This is a genomic window from Streptomyces sp. NPDC004788 (assembly GCF_053601115.1).
The window spans coordinates 31,731-54,874 of record NZ_JBSGBF010000039.1; the positions used below are offsets into that span (position 1 = coordinate 31,731).

Annotated in this window: 20 protein-coding genes; 7 read left to right on the forward strand and 13 right to left on the reverse strand. The window is 74.1% G+C overall.

All coding sequences use genetic code 11. The annotated features are described in order from the left end of the window. Position 1: 1 nt before the first annotated feature. The 5 genes from ACWEJX_RS19085 to ACWEJX_RS19105 all read right to left on the reverse strand — a co-directional run bounded on the left by ACWEJX_RS19085 (position 2) and on the right by ACWEJX_RS19105 (position 6,117). A complete protein-coding gene (locus ACWEJX_RS19085; protein ID WP_451608596.1) occupies positions 2-1,354 on the reverse strand; it encodes an MFS transporter in 1,353 nt (450 codons plus the stop codon). A gap of 84 nt (positions 1,355-1,438) precedes the next feature. Beyond that, positions 1,439-2,023 carry a TetR/AcrR family transcriptional regulator gene (locus ACWEJX_RS19090; protein WP_451608597.1) on the reverse strand — a complete coding sequence of 195 codons (585 nt, stop codon included), beginning with the start codon at positions 2,021-2,023 and terminating at the stop codon, positions 1,439-1,441. 32 nt (positions 2,024-2,055) lie between these two features. After that, the gene (nirD, locus tag ACWEJX_RS19095) at positions 2,056-2,394 is read right to left on the reverse strand and encodes a nitrite reductase small subunit NirD (RefSeq protein ID WP_451608598.1); all 339 of its coding nucleotides are present in this window, start codon (positions 2,392-2,394) and stop codon (positions 2,056-2,058) included. Continuing rightward, the gene (gene nirB / locus ACWEJX_RS19100; RefSeq protein WP_451608599.1) at positions 2,394-4,931 is read right to left on the reverse strand and encodes a nitrite reductase large subunit NirB; all 2,538 of its coding nucleotides are present in this window, start codon (positions 4,929-4,931) and stop codon (positions 2,394-2,396) included. Before nirB ends, nirD begins: the two co-directional genes overlap by 1 nt. Before the next feature lies 1 nt (position 4,932). Beyond that, positions 4,933-6,117, reverse strand: a complete 1,185-nt coding sequence (locus tag ACWEJX_RS19105) for an NAD(P)/FAD-dependent oxidoreductase (protein WP_451608600.1) — start codon at positions 6,115-6,117, stop codon at positions 4,933-4,935. A 264-nt stretch (positions 6,118-6,381) separates the two neighbouring features. On the opposite strand from ACWEJX_RS19105, the gene ACWEJX_RS19110 reads away from it, so the two are divergent. Then, entirely contained in the window at positions 6,382-7,167 is a 786-nt protein-coding gene (locus ACWEJX_RS19110) for a sulfite exporter TauE/SafE family protein (RefSeq protein WP_451608601.1), read from the forward strand. 16 nt (positions 7,168-7,183) lie between these two features. On the opposite strand, the gene ACWEJX_RS19115 is transcribed toward ACWEJX_RS19110, so the two are convergent. From ACWEJX_RS19115 to ACWEJX_RS19135, 5 genes are all read right to left on the reverse strand, one after another. Next, positions 7,184-7,747: a class F sortase gene (locus ACWEJX_RS19115; protein ID WP_451608622.1), complete on the reverse strand. Its 564-nt coding sequence runs from the start codon at positions 7,745-7,747 to the stop codon at positions 7,184-7,186. A 154-nt stretch (positions 7,748-7,901) separates the two neighbouring features. Then, positions 7,902-8,483, reverse strand: coding sequence for a hypothetical protein (locus tag ACWEJX_RS19120; RefSeq protein WP_451608602.1), 582 nt, complete (start codon positions 8,481-8,483; stop codon positions 7,902-7,904). A gap of 327 nt (positions 8,484-8,810) precedes the next feature. Beyond that, on the reverse strand, positions 8,811-9,221 hold the full coding sequence (locus tag ACWEJX_RS19125) for a hypothetical protein (RefSeq protein WP_451608603.1): 411 nt from the start codon (positions 9,219-9,221) through the stop codon (positions 8,811-8,813). Then, on the reverse strand, positions 9,218-10,924 hold the full coding sequence (locus ACWEJX_RS19130) for a right-handed parallel beta-helix repeat-containing protein (protein ID WP_451608604.1): 1,707 nt from the start codon (positions 10,922-10,924) through the stop codon (positions 9,218-9,220). Before ACWEJX_RS19130 ends, ACWEJX_RS19125 begins: the two co-directional genes overlap by 4 nt. Positions 10,925-11,058: 134 nt before the next feature. Further along, positions 11,059-11,859, reverse strand: a complete 801-nt coding sequence (locus ACWEJX_RS19135) for an aminotransferase class IV (protein WP_451608605.1) — start codon at positions 11,857-11,859, stop codon at positions 11,059-11,061. A gap of 86 nt (positions 11,860-11,945) precedes the next feature. Here ACWEJX_RS19135 and cutA point away from each other — a divergent pair, with 86 nt between their 5' ends. Further along, positions 11,946-12,671 (forward strand): divalent cation tolerance protein CutA, encoded by a 726-nt coding sequence (cutA, locus tag ACWEJX_RS19140; RefSeq protein WP_451608606.1) that lies wholly within the window; start codon positions 11,946-11,948, stop codon positions 12,669-12,671. On the opposite strand, the gene ACWEJX_RS19145 is transcribed toward cutA, so the two are convergent. The 3 genes from ACWEJX_RS19145 to ACWEJX_RS19155 form a co-directional block, all read right to left on the reverse strand. Further along, positions 12,658-14,853 (reverse strand): molybdopterin oxidoreductase family protein, encoded by a 2,196-nt coding sequence (locus ACWEJX_RS19145; protein WP_451608607.1) that lies wholly within the window; start codon positions 14,851-14,853, stop codon positions 12,658-12,660. The genes cutA and ACWEJX_RS19145 overlap by 14 nt on opposite strands. A gap of 72 nt (positions 14,854-14,925) precedes the next feature. Then, complete coding sequence (locus tag ACWEJX_RS19150; RefSeq protein WP_451608608.1) at positions 14,926-15,627, reverse strand: SanA/YdcF family protein; 702 nt, start codon at positions 15,625-15,627, stop codon at positions 14,926-14,928. Between the two features lie 34 nt (positions 15,628-15,661). Next, positions 15,662-16,396 carry an aquaporin gene (locus ACWEJX_RS19155; RefSeq protein WP_451608609.1) on the reverse strand — a complete coding sequence of 245 codons (735 nt, stop codon included), beginning with the start codon at positions 16,394-16,396 and terminating at the stop codon, positions 15,662-15,664. A gap of 75 nt (positions 16,397-16,471) precedes the next feature. Here ACWEJX_RS19155 and ACWEJX_RS19160 point away from each other — a divergent pair, with 75 nt between their 5' ends. From ACWEJX_RS19160 to dnaG, 5 genes are all read left to right on the forward strand, one after another. Continuing rightward, complete coding sequence (locus ACWEJX_RS19160) at positions 16,472-17,233, forward strand: hypothetical protein (protein WP_451608610.1); 762 nt, start codon at positions 16,472-16,474, stop codon at positions 17,231-17,233. A 178-nt stretch (positions 17,234-17,411) separates the two neighbouring features. Next, positions 17,412-18,233 carry a sirohydrochlorin chelatase gene (locus tag ACWEJX_RS19165; RefSeq protein WP_451608623.1) on the forward strand — a complete coding sequence of 274 codons (822 nt, stop codon included), beginning with the start codon at positions 17,412-17,414 and terminating at the stop codon, positions 18,231-18,233. 55 nt (positions 18,234-18,288) lie between these two features. Further along, entirely contained in the window at positions 18,289-19,650 is a 1,362-nt protein-coding gene (locus ACWEJX_RS19170; protein ID WP_451608611.1) for a deoxyguanosinetriphosphate triphosphohydrolase, read from the forward strand. Between the two features lie 159 nt (positions 19,651-19,809). Further along, positions 19,810-21,072: an NAD(P)/FAD-dependent oxidoreductase gene (locus tag ACWEJX_RS19175; RefSeq protein ID WP_451608612.1), complete on the forward strand. Its 1,263-nt coding sequence runs from the start codon at positions 19,810-19,812 to the stop codon at positions 21,070-21,072. A gap of 47 nt (positions 21,073-21,119) precedes the next feature. Then, positions 21,120-23,018, forward strand: a complete 1,899-nt coding sequence (gene dnaG, locus ACWEJX_RS19180; RefSeq protein ID WP_451608613.1) for a DNA primase — start codon at positions 21,120-21,122, stop codon at positions 23,016-23,018. Positions 23,019-23,144 lie beyond the last annotated feature (126 nt).

Here is a 23,144-nt window from a genome sequence, read left to right on the forward strand (position 1 = left end):
GTCAGTCGGTACGGGAGGACAGGGCGGCCAGCACGCCCAGGGCGAGCGCGGTCGCCGCGAGCGACGCCGCGTCCGAGCCGAGGGTCAGCACGGCGGCGAAGACGACGGTGGGGCCCAGCTCCATCGCGGTGTTGAGGACCCCGCCCGCGAGGCCGGCCCGCTCCGGCGGCACCCCGTCGGTGGCGAGGACGCCGGCTCCGGCGAAGGCGACGGCGCCGCCGGCCGCGAGCAGCAGCAGGCCGGGCAGCAGCCCGTACGCGTAGGGCACGGCCGGGTCGAGGCCGGTCGCCGCGAGCAGCGCGAGGCCCACGGCCGCGGCGGCGGGCCCGGCGGCGGTGGCGCGCCCCGCCCCGTACCGCCCGATCAGCGGCCCGGCGGCGCGGCCCGCGACGAGCAGGGCGACGGCGAAGGGCACGAAGGCGCCCGAGGTGAGCAGCGCGGACCAGCCGCGGCCGCGCTGGAGGCCGAGCGAGAGGAGGACGAAGACACCGGCGGTGCCCGAGGCGGTGAGCGAGACGGCGGCGAGCCCGATGCCGCGGCGCCGGTCGCGCAGGAACGCGGGCGGCAGGAGCGGGTCGGCGGCGCGCCGTTCGACGAGTGCGAAGCCGGCGAGCAGGACGATTCCGGTGAGCAGCGGGACCAGGACGGCGGCGGAGGTCCAGGCGCGGGCGTCGGTCAGCACGAGTCCGTAACTGGCCAGGGTGATCCCGGCGGTGGCGAGCAGCGCCCCGGGCAGGTCCAGGCCGCGCCGCGGTCCTCCGCCGGCGGTGGGCGGCAGCAGGCGCGGGCCGAGGACGAGGGCGGCGGCCGCGACGGCGACCGGGACGGCGAAGCTCCAGCGCCAGGAGGCGACGGCCGAGATCACCCCGGACAGCAGATTGCCCGCGGTCGCGCCGAGGACCGAGAGTCCGCCCCAGGTGGCCATGGCCCGGCCGTACGCGGCGGGCGCCGGGTAGAGCGCGCGCAGCACGGCCATCGCGGCGGGCGCGACGAGCGCGGCGCCGAGGCCCTGGCCGAACCGGGCGGCGAGCAGCGTGCCGTAGCCGCTGGTGAGCGGGGCGAGCGCGGAGGCGGCGCCGAAGACGAGGAGTCCGGCGGTGAGGGCCCGGCGGCCGCCGTGGCGGTCGGCGAGCCGGCCACCGAAGAGCAGCAGTCCGGCGAAGGTGAGCCCGTAGGCGGCGCTGAGCAGGATGAGCTCGGCCCGGTCCAGTCCGAGTTCGCTGCCGATCCGGGGAAGCGGCACGGCGAGCGAGGCGAGCGTGAAGATCAGCGTCATCTGCACGGCGCCGAGGAGCGCGAAGCCGGCGGCGGGCGTCGGCGTGGTTCTGGTCGCGGTGATGGTGGTGGCGGTCATGTCTCCCCCTGTATTTTGACCGTACGTTCCAATATGAAGGCCGAAGAAAAGGGCGCCCGAAGGCACCCCTTCTTTCCGGGTCCGTCAGTCCAGCAGGGCCAGCGCCTGCTCCGCCGCGTCCCGCACCCGCCCCGGGTCGCTCGACGCCTTGCCGACCACCCGGAGCCCCTGCATCAGGACGAGCAGCATCCGGGCGAGGGCGCGCGGATCACGGCCCTCCGGCAGCTCGCCCTGGGCGCGGGCACGGACGAGCGCGGCGTGCAGCAGGGTCTCGATCTGCTCCCAGCTGAGCTCCACCCGGCGGGCCACCGTCCGGTCGTGCGGCCCCAGTTCGGCCGCCGAGTTGGTGACGAAGCAGCCGTTCAGGCGTACCTCCTCCGTCGCGGCCTCGGCGGCGAAGCGGCGGACGAGGGCGCGGACCGCCGGCAGCGCGGGGCCCGGCGCGGACAGCTCGGCCATGAGCTGCGGGTCGTGGGTCTCGCGGTAGCGGTCCAGCGCCCGCACGTACAGCTCGTGCTTGCTGCCGAAGGTCGCGTAGATGCTGGCGCGGCCGATGCCGAGACGCTCGACGAGGTCCGACATGGTCGTCGCCTCGTAGCCGCGCGCCCAGAACAGCTCAAGGGCTGCCTGGAGCGCGGCGTCGGGATCGAATTCCTTGGTCCTGGCCACGAGATGACCGTACGCCTATCCAGAACGATCGGTCAAGAAACTTCCGCAGACAGGCGCACGGGATAGATCGCCACCGTCACCTCGTCGTCGTCCAGGCACCGGCCCGTCTCCAGGTCGAAGCGCTGCTTCAGGAGCGGCGAGGCCACGAACGGGCGCCCGCCCACCGAGCCGACCAGCCCCCGCGCGAGCACCTGCGCGCCCGTGAACGGGTCACGGTTGTCGATCGCGTACGTCCGTCCCGACCGGTCCTTGAAGACCGCGGCCTGCCGGCCGTCCGGGAGCAGTGCCGTCACGCCCCGGCCCGGGGTGAGCCGCGCCTCCTCGCAGACCGTGAGCCATGCCTCGTCGGTGGGGGAGAGTTCGAGCATCATCAGGCCATCGCCCCTTCTCGCGTGCCGATGGTGAGGACCGTCAGGTCCGGCTTGATCTGGTCGCGCTCCGGCACGAACCGCACCGACGGGTCCGGCGTCTCCGGCGCGTTGACGAAGGACACGAACCGGCGCAGCCGGTCCGGGTCGTCCAGGGTCTGGGCCCACTCGTCCTGGTAACCCGCGACGTGCGCCGCCATCAGCGCCTCCAGCTCGTCGCACAGCCCGAGCGAGTCGTGCACGACCACGTCCCGCAGGTGGTCGAGGCCGCCCTCCAGGCGCTCCAGCCACACCGAGGTGCGCTCCAGGCGGTCCGCGGTGCGGATGTAGAACATCAGGAACCGGTCGATGAGCCGGACCAGTTCGGCGTCCGAGAGGTCCTGGGCGAGCAGGTCCGCGTGGCGCGGGGTCGCGCCGCCGTTGCCGCCCACGTACAGGTTCCAGCCGTTCGCCGTGGCGATGACCCCGAAGTCCTTCGACTGGGCCTCGGCGCACTCCCGGGCGCAGCCCGAGACCGCGGACTTCAGCTTGTGCGGGGCGCGCAGGCCGCGGTAGCGCAGTTCGAGCCCGATCGCCATCTTCACCGAGTCCTGCACGCCGTAGCGGCACCAGGTCTGCCCCACGCAGGACTTCACCGTGCGCAGCGCCTTGCCGTAGGCGTGCCCCGACTCGAAGCCCGCGTCGACGAGCCGCGTCCAGATCGACGGCAGCTGGTCCACCCGGGCGCCGAACAGGTCGATCCGCTGGCCGCCGGTGATCTTCGTGTAGAGCCCGAAGTCGCGGGCCACCTCGCCGATCACGATCAGCTTCTCCGGGGTGATCTCGCCGCCCGGGATCCGCGGCACCACCGAGTAGGAGCCGTTGCGCTGGAGGTTGGCCAGGTGGTGGTCGTTGGTGTCCTGGAGCGCCGCCTGCTCGCCGTCGAGGATGTAACCGCCCACCCCGATCGTCGGCGCGAGGGACGCCAGGATCGAGCCGACGGTCGGCTTGCAGACCTCGCAGCCCTCGCCGCCCCGCGCCTCCTCCCGCCCGTGCGAGTCGAGCAGCGCGGCGAACGACGTCACACGGAGCGTGCGAGCGATCTCGTAGAGCTCGCTGCGGGTGTACGAGAAGCAGTCGCAGAGCCCTTTGCCGGTCGCCGCCGGCAGCAGCTTCTCGATCACCTTCACGCAACTGCCGCAGCCCGTACCGGCCTTGGTGCACTTCTTCACCTCGGGCAGCGTGCTGCACCGGGTGATGTCGTGCTTGGTCACGTTGTGGCAGGAGCAGATCACGGCGTCGTCCGGCAGCGCGGACGGGCCGAGCGCGACCGGCGCGCCCACGCCCGCCGGCAGCACCAGCTGCTCCGGCGAGACGGGCGGCTTGCTGCCGGTGAGCGGGCGCAGCAGACCGTACGACTCGGCGTCGCCGACCAGCACACCGCCGAGCAGCACGCCGTCACCGTCGACCACCAGCTTCTTGTAGACGCCCGAGCGCGAGTCGGAGTAGACCACGTCCAGGCTGCCCTCGGCCGTGCCGTGCGCGTCGCCGAAGGAGGCCACGTCCACGCCGAGCAGCTTCAGCTTCGTCGACAGGTCGGCGCCCGTGAAGCCCTTCGGGTTCTCCTCGGCGATCGCCGCGGCCGCCGTCTGCGCCATCTCGTAACCGGGCGCCACCAGGCCGTACACCCGGCCGTCCGAGGCCAGCGCGCACTCGCCGATCGCGAACACGGCCGGGTCCGACGTCCGGCACAGCTCGTCCACGGCGATGCCGCCGCGCTCGCCGACCGTCAGCCCGCAGTCGCGGGCCAGCTGGTCGCGGGGGCGCACGCCCGCCGAGAACACCACCATCTCCGTGGCCAGTTCGGAGCCGTCCGACAGGCGCATCGCCGTGACCGCGCCGTCCTCGGTCACGATCTCCTGCGTGCCGGTCCCGGTGTGGACGGTCAGGCCCATCTGCTCGATGGTGCGCAGCAGGGCCGCGCCGCCGCCCTCGTCGACCTGCACCGGCATGAGGCGCGGCGCGAACTCCACGATGTGCGTGTCGAGCCCGAGGCCCTTGAGCGCGCCGGCCGCCTCCAGGCCGAGCAGCCCGCCGCCGACCACCGCGCCGGTCGTGCGGCCCTTCGCGTACTCCTCGATCGCGAGCAGGTCCTCGATCGTGCGGTAGACGAAGCAGCCGCGGGCGTCCTTGCCGGGCACGGGCGGCACGAACGGGTACGAGCCGGTGGCGAGCACGAGCGTGTCGTAGGCGAGGACCCGGCCGGAGCGGGCGGTGACCGTCCGCGCCTCGCGGTCGACGGCGACCGCCGGGTCGTCGGTGTGCAGCTCGATGCCGTGCCGCTCCATGAAGCCGGCCTCGACCAAGGACAGGTCGTCGGGCGTCTTCCCGGAGAAGTACGAGGTCAGCTGCACGCGGTCGTAGGCCGGCCGGGGCTCCTCGCAGAGCACCACGACCCGCGCCCGCGCGGTGACGCCCCGGTCCGCGAGCGCCTCCAGGAACCGCTGGCCGACCATGCCGTGGCCGACGAGCACGATGGTGGGGGTGTACGGGGTCGTCATCTCAGGAGCCTCCGTCGTGGGTGAGCAGGTGAAGCAGCGGGGCGTCGGACAGGGCCTCGTCGCCCTCCCAGGCCCGGGCGAGCGTCCCGACCGCGCCGAGGTCGCCGAGCAGCACGCCGCCGACGAGCCGGTCGCCGCGGACGACGACCTTGCGGTAGGCGCGCCGGGTGGCGTCGGTGAGCTGGACGACGTGGTCGCCGGGGGCGGGCGTGGTCTCGCCGAAGGCGGCGAGGTCGAGCGCCTCGGCGCCGCCGAGGGTGAGACGCGTGAGGACGCGGGTGCCGGTGTAGCGGGGTGCGTCGCCGAGGAGGACCTCCGCCAGGACGTCCGCCTGGTCCAGGGCCGGGCCCGCCAGGCCGTAGACGCGGCCGTCGTGTTCCGCGCAGTCGCCGATCGCGTGGATGTACGGGTCCGAGGTGCGCAGTTCGTCGTCGACGACGACGCCCGTCCGGACGTCGAGCCCCGCCTCGCGGGCCAGGGCCACGCGGGGTCGCACTCCGCACGCCAGGACCACGATCCGCGTGTCGAGGACGAAGCCGTCGGCGAGTTCGACCGCGGTGACGGCGCCGTCCTCCTCGCGGAGGCCGGTGACGCGGCACTCGGTGTGGACCTCGACGCTGAGGGCGGTGAGGTGCTCCCGCAGCAGACCGGAGGAGGCGACGTCCAGTTGGCGCTCCATCAGGTGCTCCGCCTGCTGCGCGAGCACGACCTCCGCGCCGAGCGCCGCGAGGGCCCGCGCCGCCGAGACGCCGAGCAGACCGCCGCCGATGACCACCGCGCGTACCCCGGGCCGTACGAGCGCGCGCAGCGCCAGGCAGTCGTCCATGGTGCGGAAGGGCAGCACGCCGGACGGGAGCTCGGCGCCGCGCAGGCCGCGCAGCGGGGGCAGGACGGGGGCCGATCCGGTGGCCAGGACCAGGCGGTCGTACGGGACGCGCGAGCCGTCCGCGCACTCGACCGTGCGGGCCGCGCGGTCGATGCGCACGGCCCGGACGCCGAGCCGGGCCGGCTCGCGCGGGTCGGGCAGGGCGATGACCTCGGGGCCGTACCGGCCGGCGAGGACGTCCGCGAGCAGCACCCTGTTGTAGGGGACGTGCGGCTCCTCGCCGAGGAGCGTGACCGGCAGGCGCTGGGCGAGCCGGGCGCCCGCCGTCCCGCCCCCGACCACCACGATCCGTGTACTCATGCCGGGAAGCGTGCGGGGCGGGTGTTACCCGTCGGGATCCCGCCTGTTTCCCGTACGGAACGCTGATCTCACGTCACGGCCGGACCGCTGTGAGGCGCCGGAGGACGGGATCAGCCCCGACCTTCGACCTTCGACATTCCGGCCGACATCAGACCGAGATTCCGGCCGACATGCCGCCGACATGCCTCCGGCATACCTCTGACGTAGCTCAAGACTCCGGCGATCGATGGACGGCACACCTATTCCGTTCCTAGGCTCACGCCCATGCCTGACATATCCCTGACCACTCTTGTCCTGCTCTGCATCGCGGCCTTCGCCGCCGGCTGGATCGACGCCGTGGTCGGGGGCGGCGGGCTGCTCCAGCTGCCCGCGCTGCTGCTCGGGCTGCCGCACCTGCCCGCCGCGCAGATCCTCGGCACCAACAAGGCGGTGTCGATCGTCGGCACCTCAGGTGCCGCCGTCACCTACCTGCGCAAGGCGCCGGTGAAGGTGGGCACGGCGGTACGGATCGGGCTCGCCGCGCTCCTCGGGTCGATGGGCGGTGCCTTCTTCGCGGCCGGGATCAGCAGCGCCGTGCTCCGCCCGGTGATCATGGTGGTCCTGCTGGGGGTGGCCGGCTTCGTCATGTTCCGGCCGTCCTTCGGCACCCGGGCGGCGGGCGAGGAGCGGCCGGCGCTCACCCGGGCCCGGATCGTCACGGCGATCGTCGTGGTCGGCGGCGGCATCGGCTTCTACGACGGGCTCTTCGGACCCGGCACCGGCACCTTCCTCGTGCTCGCGCTGACCGCCGTGCTCCATCTGGACCTGGTGACGGCCTCCGCCACCTCGAAGATCGTCAACGTCTGCACCAACGCGGGCGCGCTCGCGATGTTCGCCTACCAGGGGCACGTGCTGTGGCAGCTCGCCGCCGTCATGGCCCTCTTCAACCTGGCAGGCGGGACGCTCGGCGCCCGGATGGCGCTGGCGAAGGGCGCCGAGTTCGTGCGCGGGGTGCTGCTCGTGGTCGTCTTCTCGCTGGTCGCGAAGCTCGCCTTCGACCAGTGGGCGTAAGCCCTGACCGGACGGGTCACTTCACGCCGATGAGGTGGCCGAAGGCGACCACGTTGCCCTGGTAGCCGCCGGCCTTGCGCGAGAAGCCGCCGCCGCAGGTGATCACCCGGATCTCGGCCCGGTCCGCCTCCCCGTACACCTTGGCGTCCGGGAAGGCGCTCTTGTCGTAGACCTCGACCGCGTCGATCGTGAAGACGGCGGTCCGGCCGTCCCGCCGGTCCACCTCGATCCGGTGGCCCTTCTTCAGCGCGCCCAGCGCGTAGAACACGGCCGGGCCCTGCGCGTTGTCGACATGGCCGGCGACGATCGCGGTGCCCTTGGCGCCGGGCCGGGTGCCGTCCTCGTACCAGCCGGCCAGATTGCGGTCGGCGGCCGGTGGCACGTCGAGCGCGCCGTCCGCGCCGAGCCCGAGGCCCGTCAGGGGCGCGTCCACGTCGATCTCGGGGATCCGCAGCCGGACCGGGTCGGACGGCGGGAGCGGGTCGGCGGCGGCGTCGGTGTGGACGCTCGGCCCGGCGGCGAAGGCCTGCGCCGCGGACGGCACGGGCGGGGTGACCTGGCCGGAGCCGTTCTGGATCATCCACAGGCCCACGCAGGCGGCGACGGCTATGCCCCAGCCCTTGCTCCTGTTGGTCACGACCTCATGTCCTTCCGGAGGGCCTTACCGAGAGATGGTCCTGCCCCCGCCGGGCCGTCAGCTGGCGCGCGGCGGGGACAGGACGTCGGCGGTACGGTCAGCCGTCCTGCGCGCCGCTCGCCCGGCGGCGCAGGAGCCACGTACCGCCCACGGCGGCCACGGCCAGCACCGCCGCGCCCGCCGTGACCTGGGCGGTGTCGGGGCCGACGCTGCCCCCGACACCGGTCTGCACATGGCCGCTCGGGCTCTTGTGCTTGACGAAGAGCTCGCCGCGGGCCGACCGCCCGTTGTCGCAGCGGACGCTGATCGGGTACGTCCCGGACTGGGCGTGGTGCGGCACCGTGAACTGGCCGACCACGACCTCCTTGTGGGTGCTCGGGTTCAGGTGGAACTCGCCCGCGTCGAGCCCGTCCGTCTTGCCGATCCCGTGGCCGTGGTCGCCGCAGGCGGTGGTGTTGACGGTGACCAAGGTGCCCGGCTCGGCCGAGGAGGGGAAGATCTCCAGCGACTCCGAGCCGCCGTGCTCCCCGCCGCCGCTGTGCTCGCCGCTGTTGTTGTGGTCGCCGTCGTTGTTGTTCCAGTCACCGTTGGCGAAGGCCACGGGACCGGTGGCGAAGACGCCGAGGGCGGCGAACGTCAGCGCGGTACCGGTGAGCAGTCGGGCAGGGGTGCGGCGCATGGGGGACCTCCGGGGCGCACGTACGGTCTCTCGGAAAGGGGCTTCCGTAGGTCCGAGATAAATGCGTGCCCGGACGGCCCGCCTCCTGATGTCCCATCAGAATTGCTCCGTCCGGTGCGGCGCGTCGCCTGGATCTCCCGCGTTGACGCAGGTCAGCGAGGGTTTTCAGGCGTCAGCTGACGGTCCGTGCCGAACGGGTGAACGAGGGGAGCGAGGGGAGGGGACGAGGGGCGCGGGGGACGAGGGGGAGGGGAACGAGGTGGCGGCGACGGGCGTGGCCCGCTCGGCCCCGCCCCGCTCGGCCCCGCCCCGGTTCGATCGGTCCGGTCAGACCAGCCCGGTCAGCCCCTCGATGGCCGCCCGGGCCCACTCCTGCGCCCCCGCGGCCGCACCGGCCGTGACACCGGTCGCGACCGGGGCGAGGGCGCCTCTGAGGGCGCCGACCGCACGGCGCAGTCGGCTCTCCTCCGGCGCGGCGTCGGTGCGGGTGACCTCCGCGAGGACCTCCTGGGCCGCCGACTCGGCGTCCTCCCGGTCCCGCTCCGCCAGGCCGGCCCCGGGCAGCGTGCGGAGCAGCTCGGTGACGAGCGCGGCGAGGTTCTCGTAGCCGGGGGCGACGGTGTCGTTGCTCTGCTGGTTCTGGGTGACGCTCTCGTTGTTCCAGGCGAACTGGGCGTGGGAGACGGCGGCGTTGAAGACGGGGCCGTCGTAGTTGTGGACGTTCTTCGGGTCGTTCATGGGCGGGATCCGTCCTTCGGGGTCTGCTGCTGCACCACGTTCTGGTTGTTCCAGGCCAGTTGGGACCCGTGGACCGGCTGGTTGAACACGGGGCCGTGGTAGTTGTAGACGTTCATGGGTGCGGGTTCGGGCACCTCATCGGTCTGTCGGACGACCGGCAGCGAGGTGCGCAGGTCGATCAGGTCGACCCGGCCGTTGTGCCGCACGGCCTTCTCGCCCCTCCCGCTGATGGAGCAGTCCGTGAAGGTCCCGCTGCATGTGCCCTCGAAGGCCGCCCCCGCGACCGCGCAGTCCCTGAACTCGCTGTGGGCGACGTCCAGATAGGCCGAATCCCGCCCGCAGAGGCCGAGCCCGTCCGAACCGGTCACAATGAGATTCCGCGCGACGAGTCTCGCCTGGCCGATCACCCCGGCCCCGCTGCTGCTCACCGCCGAGGCGGTGCAGTCGTACAGGAACAGCCGGCCCTCCTCGGCCGCGGCGAAGCCCACCGGCCCCCGCTCCGCGGCCACCCGGCGGAGGGTGATCCTGCTCTGCCCGCCGGCGACCACCGCGGTCGGGCCGAAGTCCCGGAAGGCCGCGTCCACGACCTCCGCCGTCGTGCCGCCGTCGCCCCTGGTGTCCAGGCCGGCTGGGCAGCGGTCCGCGGTGACGTCCTCGAACACGGCCCCGGAGCCGTCCCAGACCCGCAGCGCGGTGGTGGCCAGGTCCGCGATCCGGATGCCGGTGAACCGGCCCCTGGCGCCGTCGGTGACGGCGATGCCCACATTGCCGCCCGCGATCCGGAGGCCGTGGACCTCGGGGGCGCCGCCGGTGGTCGAGAAGACGGAGACGACCCGCGCGTCGAGCACCTCGCACTTCTCGAAGCGGCCGCGGCCCGCCGTCGTGACGTTGATGCCGGTGTCGCGGCAGTCGGCGAACACGCAGCCGCGGACCACGGGGTCGGCGCCCGACGTCACGGCGATGCCGTGCTCCGCGTCGACGACGCGCGTGCCGGCCACGGTGCCCCGGGACTGCTCGATGAACAGGATCCCCTCCGCGTGAACGCCGGTGACCAGACAGTCGGTCACGGTGACCCCGGCCCGGGCGTCGGCCACGATCGCCGCCTTCTCGGTGCCGGTCAGGGTGCAGCCGCTGAGCTCCGCGCGGGCATCGCTGACCCGTACGCCGTGAATCCGGCTGCCGTCGATCCGGCTGTCGCGGACCAGGACGTGGGCGCCCTCGATCACGGCGACGGCGTTGTCGGCGGCGTCCGTGAACGAGCACCGCTCGACGAGCCCCGCCGCCCCCCTGAAGAGCGCCCGGCCGTGCAGGACGCGGCTGTCCCGTACGGTCACGGAGGTGTGCGGCCGAGCGTGCACGGCGACGCCGCCCGGGGCCCGGATCTCGGTCTGCGCGAGCGTGAGCGTGCCCGTGTGACAGCTCACGACGTCGGCGTCGCGCCCGGTCAGCACGAGGCCGCTCACCCGCACCGATCCATGGGCGTCGAGGACGGTGCCGCGCGGCAGGCCCACCGTGACGGTGCCGGGCCCGTCGGCGGCGACCAGCTCGACCTCGCCCCGGACGGTCAGCGCCTCCTGGTAGTGGCCGGGCGCGATCTCGATCACCGCCGGGCGCCGCCGTGCCTCGGCGACGCGCAGGGCCGACGCGATGTCGGGGTGGGAGCGCCAACCGCCGCGCGGCGAAACGACGTACCGCGTGACCATCCCGCACCCCCCCCATGCGCCCAGATGAGTCATCGATGCTACCCCCCTGAGTGCCCGAGCCGCCGAGTGTCCGAGTGCCCGAGTGCCCGCGCGCCCGAGTGCCCGAGCCGCCGGTACGAGTGGGCGAGTTGGCCCTACAGCGCGTCCCAGGGCGCCGCCTCGTACGCCGCGTACACCCGCTCCATCAGCTCCTCGTCCACCCGGAGCGGGGAGTCGTCGATCCGGTTCACCGGGGCGATCCCGCGCGCGCTCGTCACGAAGGCCGCGCGGAAGTACGGCACCTCCGCCAGCGTCACGGCCCGGGTCACCGACGGGAGCCGCGGGGCCACCAGGGACATGGTGGTGCCGACGAGGTGCGGCGCGGCCGGCCAGATCACCGAAGTGCCGTCCCAGAAGGCGACGTTGGTGACCGCGCCCTCGGCGATCTCGTGCGACGGGCCGCCCGTGAGCAGCGCCTCGTCGAAGCCCGCACGGCGGGCCGCGTCGCCGTGGTAGCGCTGCCCGAACCCGCCCAGGTGCTTGATGTGCGCCGCCGGCCGCCAGTAGGGGACGGACTTCAGGGCCTTCGGCGAGCGGTCCGCCGAGAACGGCTCCCGCACGGTCACCACCGTGAGCGGCCCGCCGCCGTCGGCCCCCTCGGCCCCCTCGTACACGTACACCCGCGCCGACGCGTCCTTCCGGCCCGCGCCCTCAAGCGCCCCGGCGAGCAGCGCCCGCACCCGCCCGCCGTCCAGGCCCAGGCCGAACAGCTCGCGCGTCGACCGGTCGAGCCGCTCCAGGTGCAGGCCGAGGCCCTGGACCCGGCCGTCGCGCACCTGCATCGCCGTGTAGTGGCCGTAGCCGCTCATGAGGGACGCGAGGACGTCGGGTTCGGTGGCGGCCGGGGCGCCGTCGATCTCGACGTACAGGTCCTGGGGCTGGGAAGACGTCGTCATGGGCCCACCGTATGCCCGGGACACCGCACGGCCCAGGGCGCCCGCGCCCTGCTGCGCACGGCCCGGTTCGCCCGTACGGTGAAGGAGTGATCGTCACCGTCCGCACCACCACCGACGCGCGTGCCAAGGCCGAGACCCTGGCGCGCGGCGCCGTCGAGGCCCGGCTCGCCGCCTGCGCGCAGCTCTCGGGGCCAGTCACCTCCGTCTACCACTGGCAGGGCGCGGTCGAGACCGCCGAGGAGTGGGAGGTGACCTTCAAGACCACCGAGGCCCGCTACCCGGCCCTGGAGGCGCACCTCCTCGCCGCCCACGACTACGAGACGCCCGAGGTCCTCGCGACCCGGGTGACCCGGGTGAGCGCGGAGTACGCCCGCTGGGTCGAGCGGGAGACCTCGGAGCCCGCGGCGATCGAGGCCGGCGCGCCGGCCCATGACGAGCGCCCGTTCTTCGTGTACGGGACGCTGCGCCCGGGGGCGTACAACCACGACCGCTTCCTCGCCGGCCGGATCGGCACCGAGGCGGACGCCGTGCTGCACGGGGCGACCCTGTACGACGGGCCCGGTTATCCGTACGTCCTGCCGGCGGACGGCGGCCGGGTCGTCGGCACCCTGCTCACCCCCGCGCCCGGTGCCTACGGCGAGCTGTTCGGCCTGCTCGACCGGCTCGAACTGCCCGTCGGCTACGAGCGGGTGGCGATGGACGTCGAGCGGGTACGGGACGGGGCGCGGGTGTCCGCCTGGGTCTTCCTGGCGACGCCGGACGCGCCCCTGGGCGAGGTCATCGAGAGCGGGGACTGGTTCAACCGGCCGTAGCCGTAGCCGTAGCCGCTGGTTCCGTTGCCCGCTCCAGGCGGACCGCGCACACCTTGAACTCGGGCATCTTCGACACCGGGTCGAGCGCCGGGTTGGTCAGCGTGTTCGCGCGGCCCTCGCCCGGCCAGTGGAACGGCATGAAGACCGTGTCCGGGCGGATCGAGGCCGTGATCCGGGCCGGGGCCACCGCCCGGCCGCGCCGCGACACGACCGCGACGGCCTCGCCCTCCGCCACGCCGATCCGCTCGGCGAGCCGGGGGTGGAGCTCGACGAAGGAGCCGGGCGCGGCCGCGTTCAGCTCGGCGACGCGCCGGGTCTGCGCGCCCGACTGGTACTGGGAGACGACCCGCCCGGTCGTCAGGACCACCGGGTAGTCGGCGTCGGTCTCCTCGGCCGCGGCACGGTGCACCACGGGCACGAACCGGGCCCGCCCGTCGGGCGTGGCGAACCGGTCGAGGAAGAGCCGCGGAGTGCCCGAACCGCCGGCCGTACCGCCGCCCGAACCGCCGGCCGTACCACCGCCCGAACCGCCCGCCGTACCACCGCCCGTGCCGCTCTCGTCCGGGCAGGGCCAGAACACGCCCTGCTCCTCCTCGATCCGGCGGTAGCTGATGCCCGCGTAGTCGGCCGGGCCGCCCGCCGAGGCGCGCCGCAGCTCCTCGAAGACCTCCTCCGGGTCGGCGGGGAAGCCCTTCTCCCAGCCGAGCAGGGCCGCGAGCCCGTGCAGCACCTCCAGGTCGCTGCGGACGCCCGGTGGCGGGGTGAGGGCGCGGCGGCGCAGCAGCACGCGGCCCTCCAGGTTGGTGGTGGTGCCGGTCTCCTCGGCCCACTGGGTGACGGGCAGGACCACGTCCGCGAGCGCCGCGGTCTCGGACAGGACGACGTCGGCGACGGCGAGGAAGTCCAGGGAGCGCAGCCGCTCCTCGACGTGCGCGGCGCGCGGGGCGGACACCACCGGGTTGGAGCCCATGAGGAGGAGGGCCTTCACGTCCCCGCCGAGCGCGTCGAGGAGTTCGTACGCGCTGCGGCCCGGACCGGGCAGGGACTCCGGCGGGACCCCCCACACCCCGGCGACGTGTTCCCGGGCGGCCGGGTCGTCGAGCTTGCGGTAGCCGGGCAGCTGGTCGGCCTTCTGGCCGTGCTCGCGGCCGCCCTGCCCGTTGCCCTGGCCGGTGAGGCAGCCGTAGCCGCTGTACGGCCGGCCGGCCCTGCCGGTGGCCAGGCAGAGGTTGATCCAGGCGCCCACGGTGTCGGTGCCCTTGGACTGCTGCTCGGGGCCGCGCGCGGTGAGCACCATGCCGCTCCCGGCCTCGGTGAACATCCGTACCGCCTCGCGCAGTTGCGGCACGGGCACGCCGGTGATCCGCTCCACGTGCTCGGGCCAGTGGGACATCGCCCCGGCCCGGGCCGCCGCCCAGCCCTGCGTGCGCGCGGCGACGAACTCCTCGTCGACCCGCCCCTCGGCGACGACCAGGTGCAGCATGCCGAGCGCGAGCGCCAGGTCGGTGCCGGGGCGCGGGGCGAGGTGCAGGTCGGCCTGTTCGGCGGTGCGGGTGCGGCGCGGGTCGACGACGATCAGCCGGCCGCCGTTCTCCTTCAGCTCGGTGAGGTAGCGCAGCGCGGGCGGCATGGTCTCGGCGAGGTTGGAGCCGACGAGGATCACGCAGCCGGTCTTCGGGATGTCCTCCAGCGGGAAGGGCAGGCCGCGGTCGAGGCCGAAGGCACGCTGGTGCGCGGCGGCGGCGGAGGACATGCAGAAGCGCCCGTTGTAGTCGATCTGCGAGGTGCCGAGGACGAGCCGGGCGAACTTGCCGAGCGCGTACGCCTTCTCGTTGGTCAGACCGCCGCCGCCGAAGACCCCCACGGCGTCGGCCCCGTGGCCGTCGCGGGTGCGGCGCAGTCCGTCGGCGACGGCGGCGAGGGCCTCCTCCCAGGTCGCGGGCCGCAGCGCCCCCGTGTCAGGGCAGCGGACCAGGGGCTCGGTGAGCCGGACCCGGGAGGAGAGCACGGCGGGGGCGGTGCGGCCCTTGCCGCACAGCGCGCCCCGGTTGACGGGGAAGTCGGGCCGGTCGACCACCTCGACGGGCAGCTCCCCGGCGCCGCCCGCGGTGGGGCGCAGGTTCATGCCGCACTGGAGGGCGCAGTAGGGGCAGTGCGTGGGGACGGTGGTGACCTCTGACATGAGCCGAGGATGCGGCGGCCGTGTTACGGGCGAGGACCCGCCGGATTACGGACGGGGTGCCGTGCGCTCCTTTCAGCGGGTCGTGACGGGTGAGGCGAGGGCCTTCGTCACGCCGTCCTCCCTGGCACCGAGGAACGTCGGGTCGGGCCGCAGGGCGGCGTCCAGGGCGGCCTTCCCCGCGGCGGCCATCTCGCGGGTGGTGCCGTAGTACCAGGTGACGTCGTGCGGTTCGCCGACCCCGACCCCGTACGCCTGCACGCCCGCCGCCTCGCACAGCGCCACGGCCCGCTTCACGTGGAAGTCCTGGGTGACGAGTACGGCCCGGTCGACGCCGAAGATCTTCTTGGCGCGCACGCACGAGTCCCAGGTGTCGAAGCCGGCGTAGTCGCTGACCACCTTCGCGTCGGGCACTCCGCGCTGGGCCAGGTACTTCCGCATGGCGCTCGGCTCGTCGTACTCGGTGCGGCTGTTGTCGCCGGTGACGAGCAGGACCTTGACCTTGCCGGTGCGGTAGAGCTCGGCGGCGGTGTCGAGGCGGTGCGCGAGGTACGGGGTGGGGCGGCCCCTCCAGAGGCCGGCGCCGAAGACGACGGCGACGTCCTGGGCGGGCACGTCGGCGGTGGTACGGAGGCGGTCGGCGGTGCTGGTGTGCAGCCAGGCGGCGGGGGCGAGGGCGAGCACGGCCCCGAGCATCACGGCCTGGACGGCGCGGCGGCGGCCCCGGGTGGTGCGGGGGAGCAGGCGGGGCGGGCGGGGCAGGCGGACGCCGCGCATGGGTGGGACCTCCGGTCGGTCTTCCGGGATGTTGTCACACGGTCGGACGCGTTTCGGCGGTCGGTGGTTCGCTCGCGCCGCGTTCCGTGCCGTACCGCCCTCCGTACAGCAGGCTCGCGAGCCCCATGCCCAGGAGCATCCCGAGGAACTGCGCGGCGGCGAAGGCGGGCACCGAGCCGGGCGCGATCCCGGTGAAGGAGTCGGACAGGGAGCGGCCGATGGTGGCGGCCGGGTTGGCGAAGGAGCCGGAGGAGGTGAACCAGATCGCCGCGCCGATGTAGCAGGCGACGGCGACCGGGGCGAGCGCCGGGCGGCCGATGCGGCGCAGGCCCTGCACGACGAGGACGAGTCCGGCGGTGGCGACGGCCTCGCCGAGCAGGAGGTGGAGGTCGGCGCGCTCGGTGGTGGCGAGGGCGGCGCCCGGCGTGCGGCCGAACATCGCCTCGGCGAGCAGCGCGCCGGTGACCGCGCCGGCGAGCTGGGCGGCGATGTAGAGGACGGCCTCGCGGCCGCCGTCCTTGTGCCGGCGGGCCCACCACTCGGAGAGGGTGACGACCGGGTTGAAGTGGGCGCCGGAGAGCGGGCCGATGAGCGCGATGAGCAGACCGAGCCCGATGGCGGAGGCGGCGGCATTGGCGATCAGCCGGACGCCGGTGTCCGGGCTGAGGGCGTCGGCGCGGAGTCCGGAGCCGACGATGACGGCGACGAGGGCGGCGGTGCCGGTGAACTCGGCGAGTGCGCGCCGGGGGAGCGGCATAGGGAGTCTCATAACGGAAAAGATATTCCGTGATTCGGAAGAGAAAAAGAGGGGAGGGGAGGGGTGAGGTCTCCATAGGATCCGCTGGTGATCGACAACTCCACGGCCAACTCCACGGCCAACCTCGCGGCCGACTCCACGGCCGACCCCACCGGCGCGGCTCTCCTCGCCGCCGCCGTCCGCAACAACGCCGACTGGTGCGACACGATGTGCCGCGCCCACGGCCTCTCCGGCGCCTTCGGCCCGCGCGCCTGGTCCAGCCCGCGGCGCACCCCGCTCTATTACCCGGACGCCGTCACCCTGGCCCCGGACACGGCCGCCGAGGACTTCCTGGACGCCGTCGACCGCACGGCCCCCGGTGCCTCCGTCAAGGACAGCTACGCGCGCCTCGACCTGGCCGAGTCCGGGTTCTTCACGCTCTTCGAGGCCCAGTGGATCCACCGCCCCGCGGGCCTGCCGGTCCGCGGCGAGGCCGCCGGCGTCCGCGCGGTCCGCACTCCCGCCGAACTCGCCGCGTGGGCCCTCGCCTGGAGCGACGGCGACGCCGACGAGGCCGCGCTCTTCCGTCCCGAGCTCCTCGACGACCCCACCACGACGATCGTCGCCGCCCACGCCCCCGACGGCCGCATCCTCGGCGGCGCCGTCCTCACCGAGAGCGCCGGCGTCACCGGCGTCTCCAACGTCTTCACGGTGGGCGACCTCCCCGCCGCCCACGCCTGGTCCGCGGCCCTCACCCTCGCCGCCCCCGACCGCCCGGTCGTCGGTTACGAGTCGGGCGAGGACCTGGAGGCGGCCCTGGAGGCCGGTTTCGGGACGCTCGGGCCGCTGCGGGTGTGGCTGGCGCAGTGAGGGCGCGGGGGCGGGTGTCACCGGCTGGGCAAGCGTCCGGTGCGGGGGTGAGGCGCCGCTGTGAGGCCGCGGCAACCAGCCGTGATCCGGGCGAAACTGCCAGGCAACCTGCCCCCGGCACGATCGGCGCATGAAGAGGCAGGAGCCGGACCCCACGTTCGACAGCAGCGCCGCCGGGATGCTCGGCCGCATCTTCGCGCGGCCGGCCGCTCGTGACGCCCCCACCCTCATAGCCGTCGGCCACGGCAGCCGCGACCCGCGCGCCGCCGCCACCCTCGGCCTCCTCGCCGACCGGGTACGGGAGCTGCGGCCCGGCCTCGACGTACGGCTCGCGCACATCGAACTGAACGCACCGCTGCTCGCCGACACCCTCGCCGGCCTCGCGGGACCGGACGGCGGCAGCCTCCTCGCCGGCCTCGCGCGGCCGGGGCGCGGCGCCGTGCTCGTGCCCCTGCTCTTCGCCCGCGGGTATCACGTCAAGCACGACCTGCCCGCCGCGGCCGCCGCCGCGCCCGCCGGTGTGCGGGTGCGGATCGCCGAACCGCTCGGGCCGCACCCGCTGCTCGTCGAGGCCCTCGCCGACCGGCTCGCCGAGGCCGGCTGGACCCCGCGGGACGGCGCCTCGCCCACCACCGGCGTGGTCCTCGCCGCCGCGGGCTCGCGCGATCCCGAGTCCGCCGCCGACATCCGCCGCATCGCCGCCCGGCTCGGCGAACGCCTCGGCGGCGTGCCCGTACTCCCCGCGTTCGCCTCCGCCGCCGGCCCCACCGTCCCCGAGGCCGTCCGCGCCCTCGCCGCCCGCGGCCGTCACCGCATCGCCGTCGCCTCCTGCTTCACCGCCCCCGGCCACTTCGCCGCCCGCGCCGCTGCCCACGCCCCCTGGCTCGCCGCCGCTCCCCTCGGCGCCCACCCCGCCCTCGCCCGGCTGATCCTGCACCGCTACGACGAGGCGGTCATGTCCCCCGCCCCGGCACGGGAGTTCGCCGGCGTGGCCGGCTGACGCGCGAGCCGCGTCCTCGCCCCTTCTGTCCGTCCCGCCCGTTACCTTCGAAGACATGGAAGGCTTCGCAGACCCCACCAGGACCGGCACCCCCACCCCCACCCCCGGCTACGACCCCCTCGCACTCGAACGCTGGGCCCCCGAGCCCGACAAACGGCCCGGCCGCACCGCCTTCCAGCGCGACCGCGCGCGGGTGCTGCACTCCTCCGCGCTGCGCAGGCTCGCCGGCAAGACGCAGGTCGTGGACCCCGGCTCCCCGCCCCGGTCTCCCGGCTCCGCCCAGGCAGGGGGGATCCCCGTCCACACCTGGGACGCCAGCCCGCGCACCCGGCTCACCCACTCCCTCGAGTGCGCCCAGGTCGGCCGCGAGCTGGGCGCCGCGCTCGGCTGCGACCCGGACCTGGTCGAGGCGGCGTGCCTGGCGCACGACATGGGCCACCCGCCCTTCGGGCACAACGGCGAGCAGGCGCTCAACGACGTCGCCAAGGACTGCGGCGGCTTCGAGGGCAACGCGCAGTCGCTCCGCCTGCTCACCCGCATCGAGCCCAAGCGGTTCATCACCGACCCCGCCACCGGCGATCCGGTCAGCGTCGGCCTGAACCTGACCCGCGCCGCGCTCGACGCCGCCACCAAGTACCCGTGGCCGCGCGGCGGGCACCCCACCGACCCGGGTTCGCCGAAGTTCGGGGTGTACGAGGACGACCTGCCGGTCTTCGAGTGGGTGAGGAAGGGCGCGCCGGAGTACCGCAAGTGCTTCGAGGCGCAGGTGATGGACTGGTCCGACGACGTGGCGTACTCGGTGCACGACTTCGAGGACGGCCTGCACGCCGGGCACATCGATCCCAACATGCTGTTCTCCGAGCCCGAGCGCGCCGACATCTGGCAGGTGGCCCTCGGCCGGTACGTACCGGAGGACACCGATCCGCAGGAGCTCGCCGACGCCCTCGACCGGCTCGTCGACCAGGACTGGTGGCCGCACGGCTACGACGGCTCGGCCGTCGCCCAGGCCCGGCTCAAGGACGCCACCAGTCAGCTGATCGGCCGCTTCTGCCTGGCCGCCGAGGGCGCCACCCGGCAGGCGTACGGCGGCGGTCGGCTCACCCGTTACGGCGCCGAACTGGTCGTCCCGCGCGCCACCCGCAACGAGTGCGCCGTGCTCAAGGCGATCGCCGACCGATACGTGATGCAGCGCGCCGAACAGGAGGCGCTCCGGGCCGACCAGCGGATCGTCGTCGCCGAGCTCGCCGAGGCGCTCACGGCCCGCGCGCCCGAGGGCCTCGACCCGCAGTTCCGGGCCCTGTTCGTCGCCGCGCCCGACGAGCGTTCCCGCAAGCGGGTGATCGTCGACCAGATCGCCTCCCTCACCGACGCCTCCGCCCGCAGCCTGCACGCCCGGCTCCGGACGCCCCGCGGTTAGCCCCCGGCCAAGGGCCGTTCGCCCTCTTTCGCCTTCCCGGCCGGTGCGGGACCCTCGCATGCATGTTCCGAGGCGTCCCGAGGCGTCCCGAGGCGGAACGGCCCGGCCCGGGTCCAGGGGCGTAGCGTAGGGAACCGGTCGCAACGAGGAGGAATCAACGTGGTCGACGCAGATCAGACCTTTGTCATCGTCGGCGGGGGCCTGGCCGGGGCCAAGGCAGCGGAGACCCTGCGCTCCGAGGGCTTCAACGGGCGGGTGATCCTCATCTGCGACGAACGCGAGCGCCCCTACGAGCGCCCACCGCTCTCCAAGGGCTACCTCCTCGGCAAGGACGAGCGGGACTCCGTCTTCGTGCACGAGCCCGGCTGGTACGCGCAGCACGACGTCGAGCTCCACCTGGGCCAGCCCGTCACCGCCGTCGACCGCGAGGCGCACACCGTCCGCCTCGGCGACGGCACCGTCATCCGCTACGACAAGCTGCTCCTCGCCACCGGCGCCGAGCCGCGCCGTCTCGACATCCCCGGCACCGACCTCGCCGGCGTGCACCACCTGCGCCGGCTCGCGCACTCCGAGCGGCTCCGCGACGAGATCAAGAAGCTCGGCCGGGAGAACGGCCAGCTGGTCATCGCCGGTGCCGGCTGGATCGGCCTGGAGGTCGCCGCCGCGGCCCGTACGTACGGCGCCGAGGTCACCGTCGTCGAGGCCGACCCCACCCCGCTCCACCGGGTCCTCGGCCCCGAACTCGGCCAGATCTTCGCCGACCTGCACACCGACCACGGCGTCCGCTTCCACTTCGGCACCGGGCTCACCGAGATCACCGGCCAGGACGGCATGGTCCTCGCCGCCCGCACCGACGACGGCGAGGAGCACCCCGCCCACGCCGTCCTGATCGCCATCGGCGCCGCCCCGCGCACCGCCCTCGCCGAGAACGCCGGCCTCGCCCTCGTCGACCGCGCCGACGGTGGCGGCGTCGCCGTCGACGAGGCGCTGCGCACCTCCGACCCGGACGTCTTCGCCGCCGGCGACATCGCCGCCGCCCACCACCCGCTGCTGCACACCCGGCTGCGCGTCGAGCACTGGGCCAACGCCCTCAACGGCGGCCCGGCCGCCGCCCGCGCGATGCTCGGGCAGCACGTCTCCTACGACCGGGTCCCCTACTTCTTCACCGACCAGTACGACCTGGGCATGGAGTACTCGGGCTGGGCGCCGCCCGGCTCGTACGACCAGGTCGTGGTGCGCGGCGACACCGGCAAGCGGGAGTTCGTCGCCTTCTGGCTGAAGGAGGGCCGGGTGATCGCGGGCATGAACGTGAATGTGTGGGACGTCACAGACCCGATCCAGAAGCTCATCCGGTCCCGGGCGCAGGTGGACGCCGACCGCCTGGCGGACGCGTCGGTGCCGCTGGAGAGCCTCGCCGAGTAGCCCCGGGGCAGCCCGGGGACCCCCGCCGTCACCCGTAGAATTCATGCGTGGCAGGCAGGATCAACGATGACGACGTGAAGGCGGTACGGGACGCGGTCCCGATCGACGCCGTCGTGTCCGAGTACCTCCAGCTCCGCAACGCAGGCGGCGGGAACCTGAAGGGGCTCTGCCCCTTCCACGACGAGAAGTCGCCCTCCTTCCAGGTCAGCCCCAGCAAGGGACTCTTCCACTGCTTCGGCTGCCAGGAAGGCGGCGACACCATCGCCTTCGTGATGAAGATCGACCACCTCACCTTCTCCGAGACGGTCGAGCGCCTCGCCGCCAAGGCGGGCATCACCCTGCGCTACGAGGAGGGCGGCTACAACCCCGGCCACCAGCGCGGCGAGCGCACCCGCCTGGTCGAGGCCCACCAGGCCGCCGCCCGGTACTACGCCGAGCAACTCGGCTCCGCCGAGGCCGAGATCGGGCGCCGCTTCCTCGCCGAGCGCGGCTTCGACCAGGCCGCCGCCGAGCACTTCGGCGTCGGATACTCCCCGGCCGGCTGGGACCACCTCACCCGCTTCCTGCGCGGCAAGGGCTTCTCCGACCGCGAGCTGATCCTCTCCGGTCTCTCCCAGGACGGCCGCCGCGGCCCCATCGACCGCTTCCGCGGCCGCCTGATGTGGCCGATCAAGGACGTCGGCGGCGACGTCGTCGGCTTCGGCGCGCGCAAGCTGCGCGACGACGACAACGGGCCCAAGTACCTCAACACGCCCGAGACGCCGATCTACAAGAAGTCCCAGGTGCTCTACGGCATCGACCTGGCCAAGAAGGACATCGCCAAGGTCAGCCGCGCGGTCGTCGTCGAGGGCTACACCGACGTCATGGCCTGCCACCTGGCCGGCGTCACCACCGCCATCGCCACCTGCGGCACCGCCTTCGGCGGCGAGCACATCAAGATCCTGCGCCGGCTCCTCATGGACAACGGCTCGGCCCGGGTGATCTTCACCTTCGACGGCGACGCCGCCGGCCAGAAGGCCGCGCTGCGGGCCTTCGAGGACGACCAGAAGTTCGCCGCCGAGACCTACATCGCCATTGCCCCCGAGGGCATGGACCCCTGCGAGCTGCGCCTCGCCAAGGGCGACGAGGCCGTCGTCGACCTGGTCCAGCCGCGCACCCCGCTCTTCGAGTTCGCGCTGCGGCAGATCGTCAGCCGCTACGACCTGGAGATCCCCTCCGGCCGCGCCGCCGCGCTCGACGAGGCCGCGCCGATCGTGGCCCGGATCAAGAACGTGGCCTCGCAGCACGAGGTCGCCGTCCAGCTCGCCGGCATGCTCGGCATCCTCGACACCCAGTTCGTGGTCCGCCGGGTCGCCCAGATCGCCCGCTGGCAGCGCGGCGGCGGGGGCAAGGAGCCCGACCGGCGCGCCGAGCGGCGCAAGCCGTACGACACGGCCGGCATCCAGGCACCGGTCGCCCCGGCGGGCCCCGCGCTCAACCTGCGCAGCCCCGCCCACCGCACCGAGCGCGAGCTGCTCAAGCTGGCGCTGCAGCGCCCGGAGCTGGTCTCGCCGGCCTTCGACGCGTACGGGGTCGACGAGTTCACCGCCCCGCCGTACGCGGCCGTCCGCCAGTGCATCCAGGACGCGGGCGGCGCCACCGGCGCGCCCGCCGACTACCTCGACGCGGTCCGCGAGGCCGCCCCGGACGACACCGTGCGCGCGCTCGTCACCGAACTCGCCGTCGAGACGATCTTCGCGAAGATCGTCGACGAGGCGTACGCGGGCGACCAGCTCGTGACCGTACGGCTCCGGGCCGTCGACCGCCGCATCCGCGACGTGCAGGGCACCCTCGCCCGGCTCGGCGCGCACGGCGACCCGGCCCAGGTGGCCGCCGTGCAGAACGAGCTGTGGGTGCTCACGCAGTACGGGCAGTCGCTGCGCAACCACGGGGCCGCGGCACTCTGACGGCCCGTGACCTACGGTCGGTCACGAACTGGACTCAAAAAGTCACCGCATGACCCTCGTAGCGGTGTTGTGTCGTACGACACACTGGGTGGACGGTCCGTCCCGCCCTGGAGGTCGCCCCCCGTG

What these genes read in the sequence shown, in the direction of transcription:
- ACWEJX_RS19170 (WP_451608611.1), top strand. Translation starts at nt 18,289, where the DNA reads ATGGAAGGCTTCGCAGACCCCACCAGGACCGGCACCCCCACCCCCACC.
- ACWEJX_RS19125 (WP_451608603.1), bottom strand. Translation starts at nt 9,221, where the DNA reads ATGAACGACCCGAAGAACGTCCACAACTACGACGGCCCCGTCTTCAAC.
- ACWEJX_RS19165 (WP_451608623.1), top strand. Translation starts at nt 17,412, where the DNA reads ATGCTCGGCCGCATCTTCGCGCGGCCGGCCGCTCGTGACGCCCCCACC.
- ACWEJX_RS19130 (WP_451608604.1), bottom strand. Translation starts at nt 10,924, where the DNA reads ATGGTCACGCGGTACGTCGTTTCGCCGCGCGGCGGTTGGCGCTCCCAC.
- ACWEJX_RS19110 (WP_451608601.1), top strand. Translation starts at nt 6,382, where the DNA reads ATGCCTGACATATCCCTGACCACTCTTGTCCTGCTCTGCATCGCGGCC.
- ACWEJX_RS19135 (WP_451608605.1), bottom strand. Translation starts at nt 11,859, where the DNA reads ATGACGACGTCTTCCCAGCCCCAGGACCTGTACGTCGAGATCGACGGC.
- nirD (WP_451608598.1), bottom strand. Translation starts at nt 2,394, where the DNA reads ATGATGCTCGAACTCTCCCCCACCGACGAGGCATGGCTCACGGTCTGC.
- ACWEJX_RS19115 (WP_451608622.1), bottom strand. Translation starts at nt 7,747, where the DNA reads ATGATCCAGAACGGCTCCGGCCAGGTCACCCCGCCCGTGCCGTCCGCG.
- ACWEJX_RS19155 (WP_451608609.1), bottom strand. Translation starts at nt 16,396, where the DNA reads ATGAGACTCCCTATGCCGCTCCCCCGGCGCGCACTCGCCGAGTTCACC.
- ACWEJX_RS19085 (WP_451608596.1), bottom strand. Translation starts at nt 1,354, where the DNA reads ATGACCGCCACCACCATCACCGCGACCAGAACCACGCCGACGCCCGCC.
- ACWEJX_RS19150 (WP_451608608.1), bottom strand. Translation starts at nt 15,627, where the DNA reads ATGCGCGGCGTCCGCCTGCCCCGCCCGCCCCGCCTGCTCCCCCGCACC.
- ACWEJX_RS19120 (WP_451608602.1), bottom strand. Translation starts at nt 8,483, where the DNA reads ATGCGCCGCACCCCTGCCCGACTGCTCACCGGTACCGCGCTGACGTTC.
- ACWEJX_RS19145 (WP_451608607.1), bottom strand. Translation starts at nt 14,853, where the DNA reads ATGTCAGAGGTCACCACCGTCCCCACGCACTGCCCCTACTGCGCCCTC.
- ACWEJX_RS19105 (WP_451608600.1), bottom strand. Translation starts at nt 6,117, where the DNA reads ATGAGTACACGGATCGTGGTGGTCGGGGGCGGGACGGCGGGCGCCCGG.
- nirB (WP_451608599.1), bottom strand. Translation starts at nt 4,931, where the DNA reads ATGACGACCCCGTACACCCCCACCATCGTGCTCGTCGGCCACGGCATG.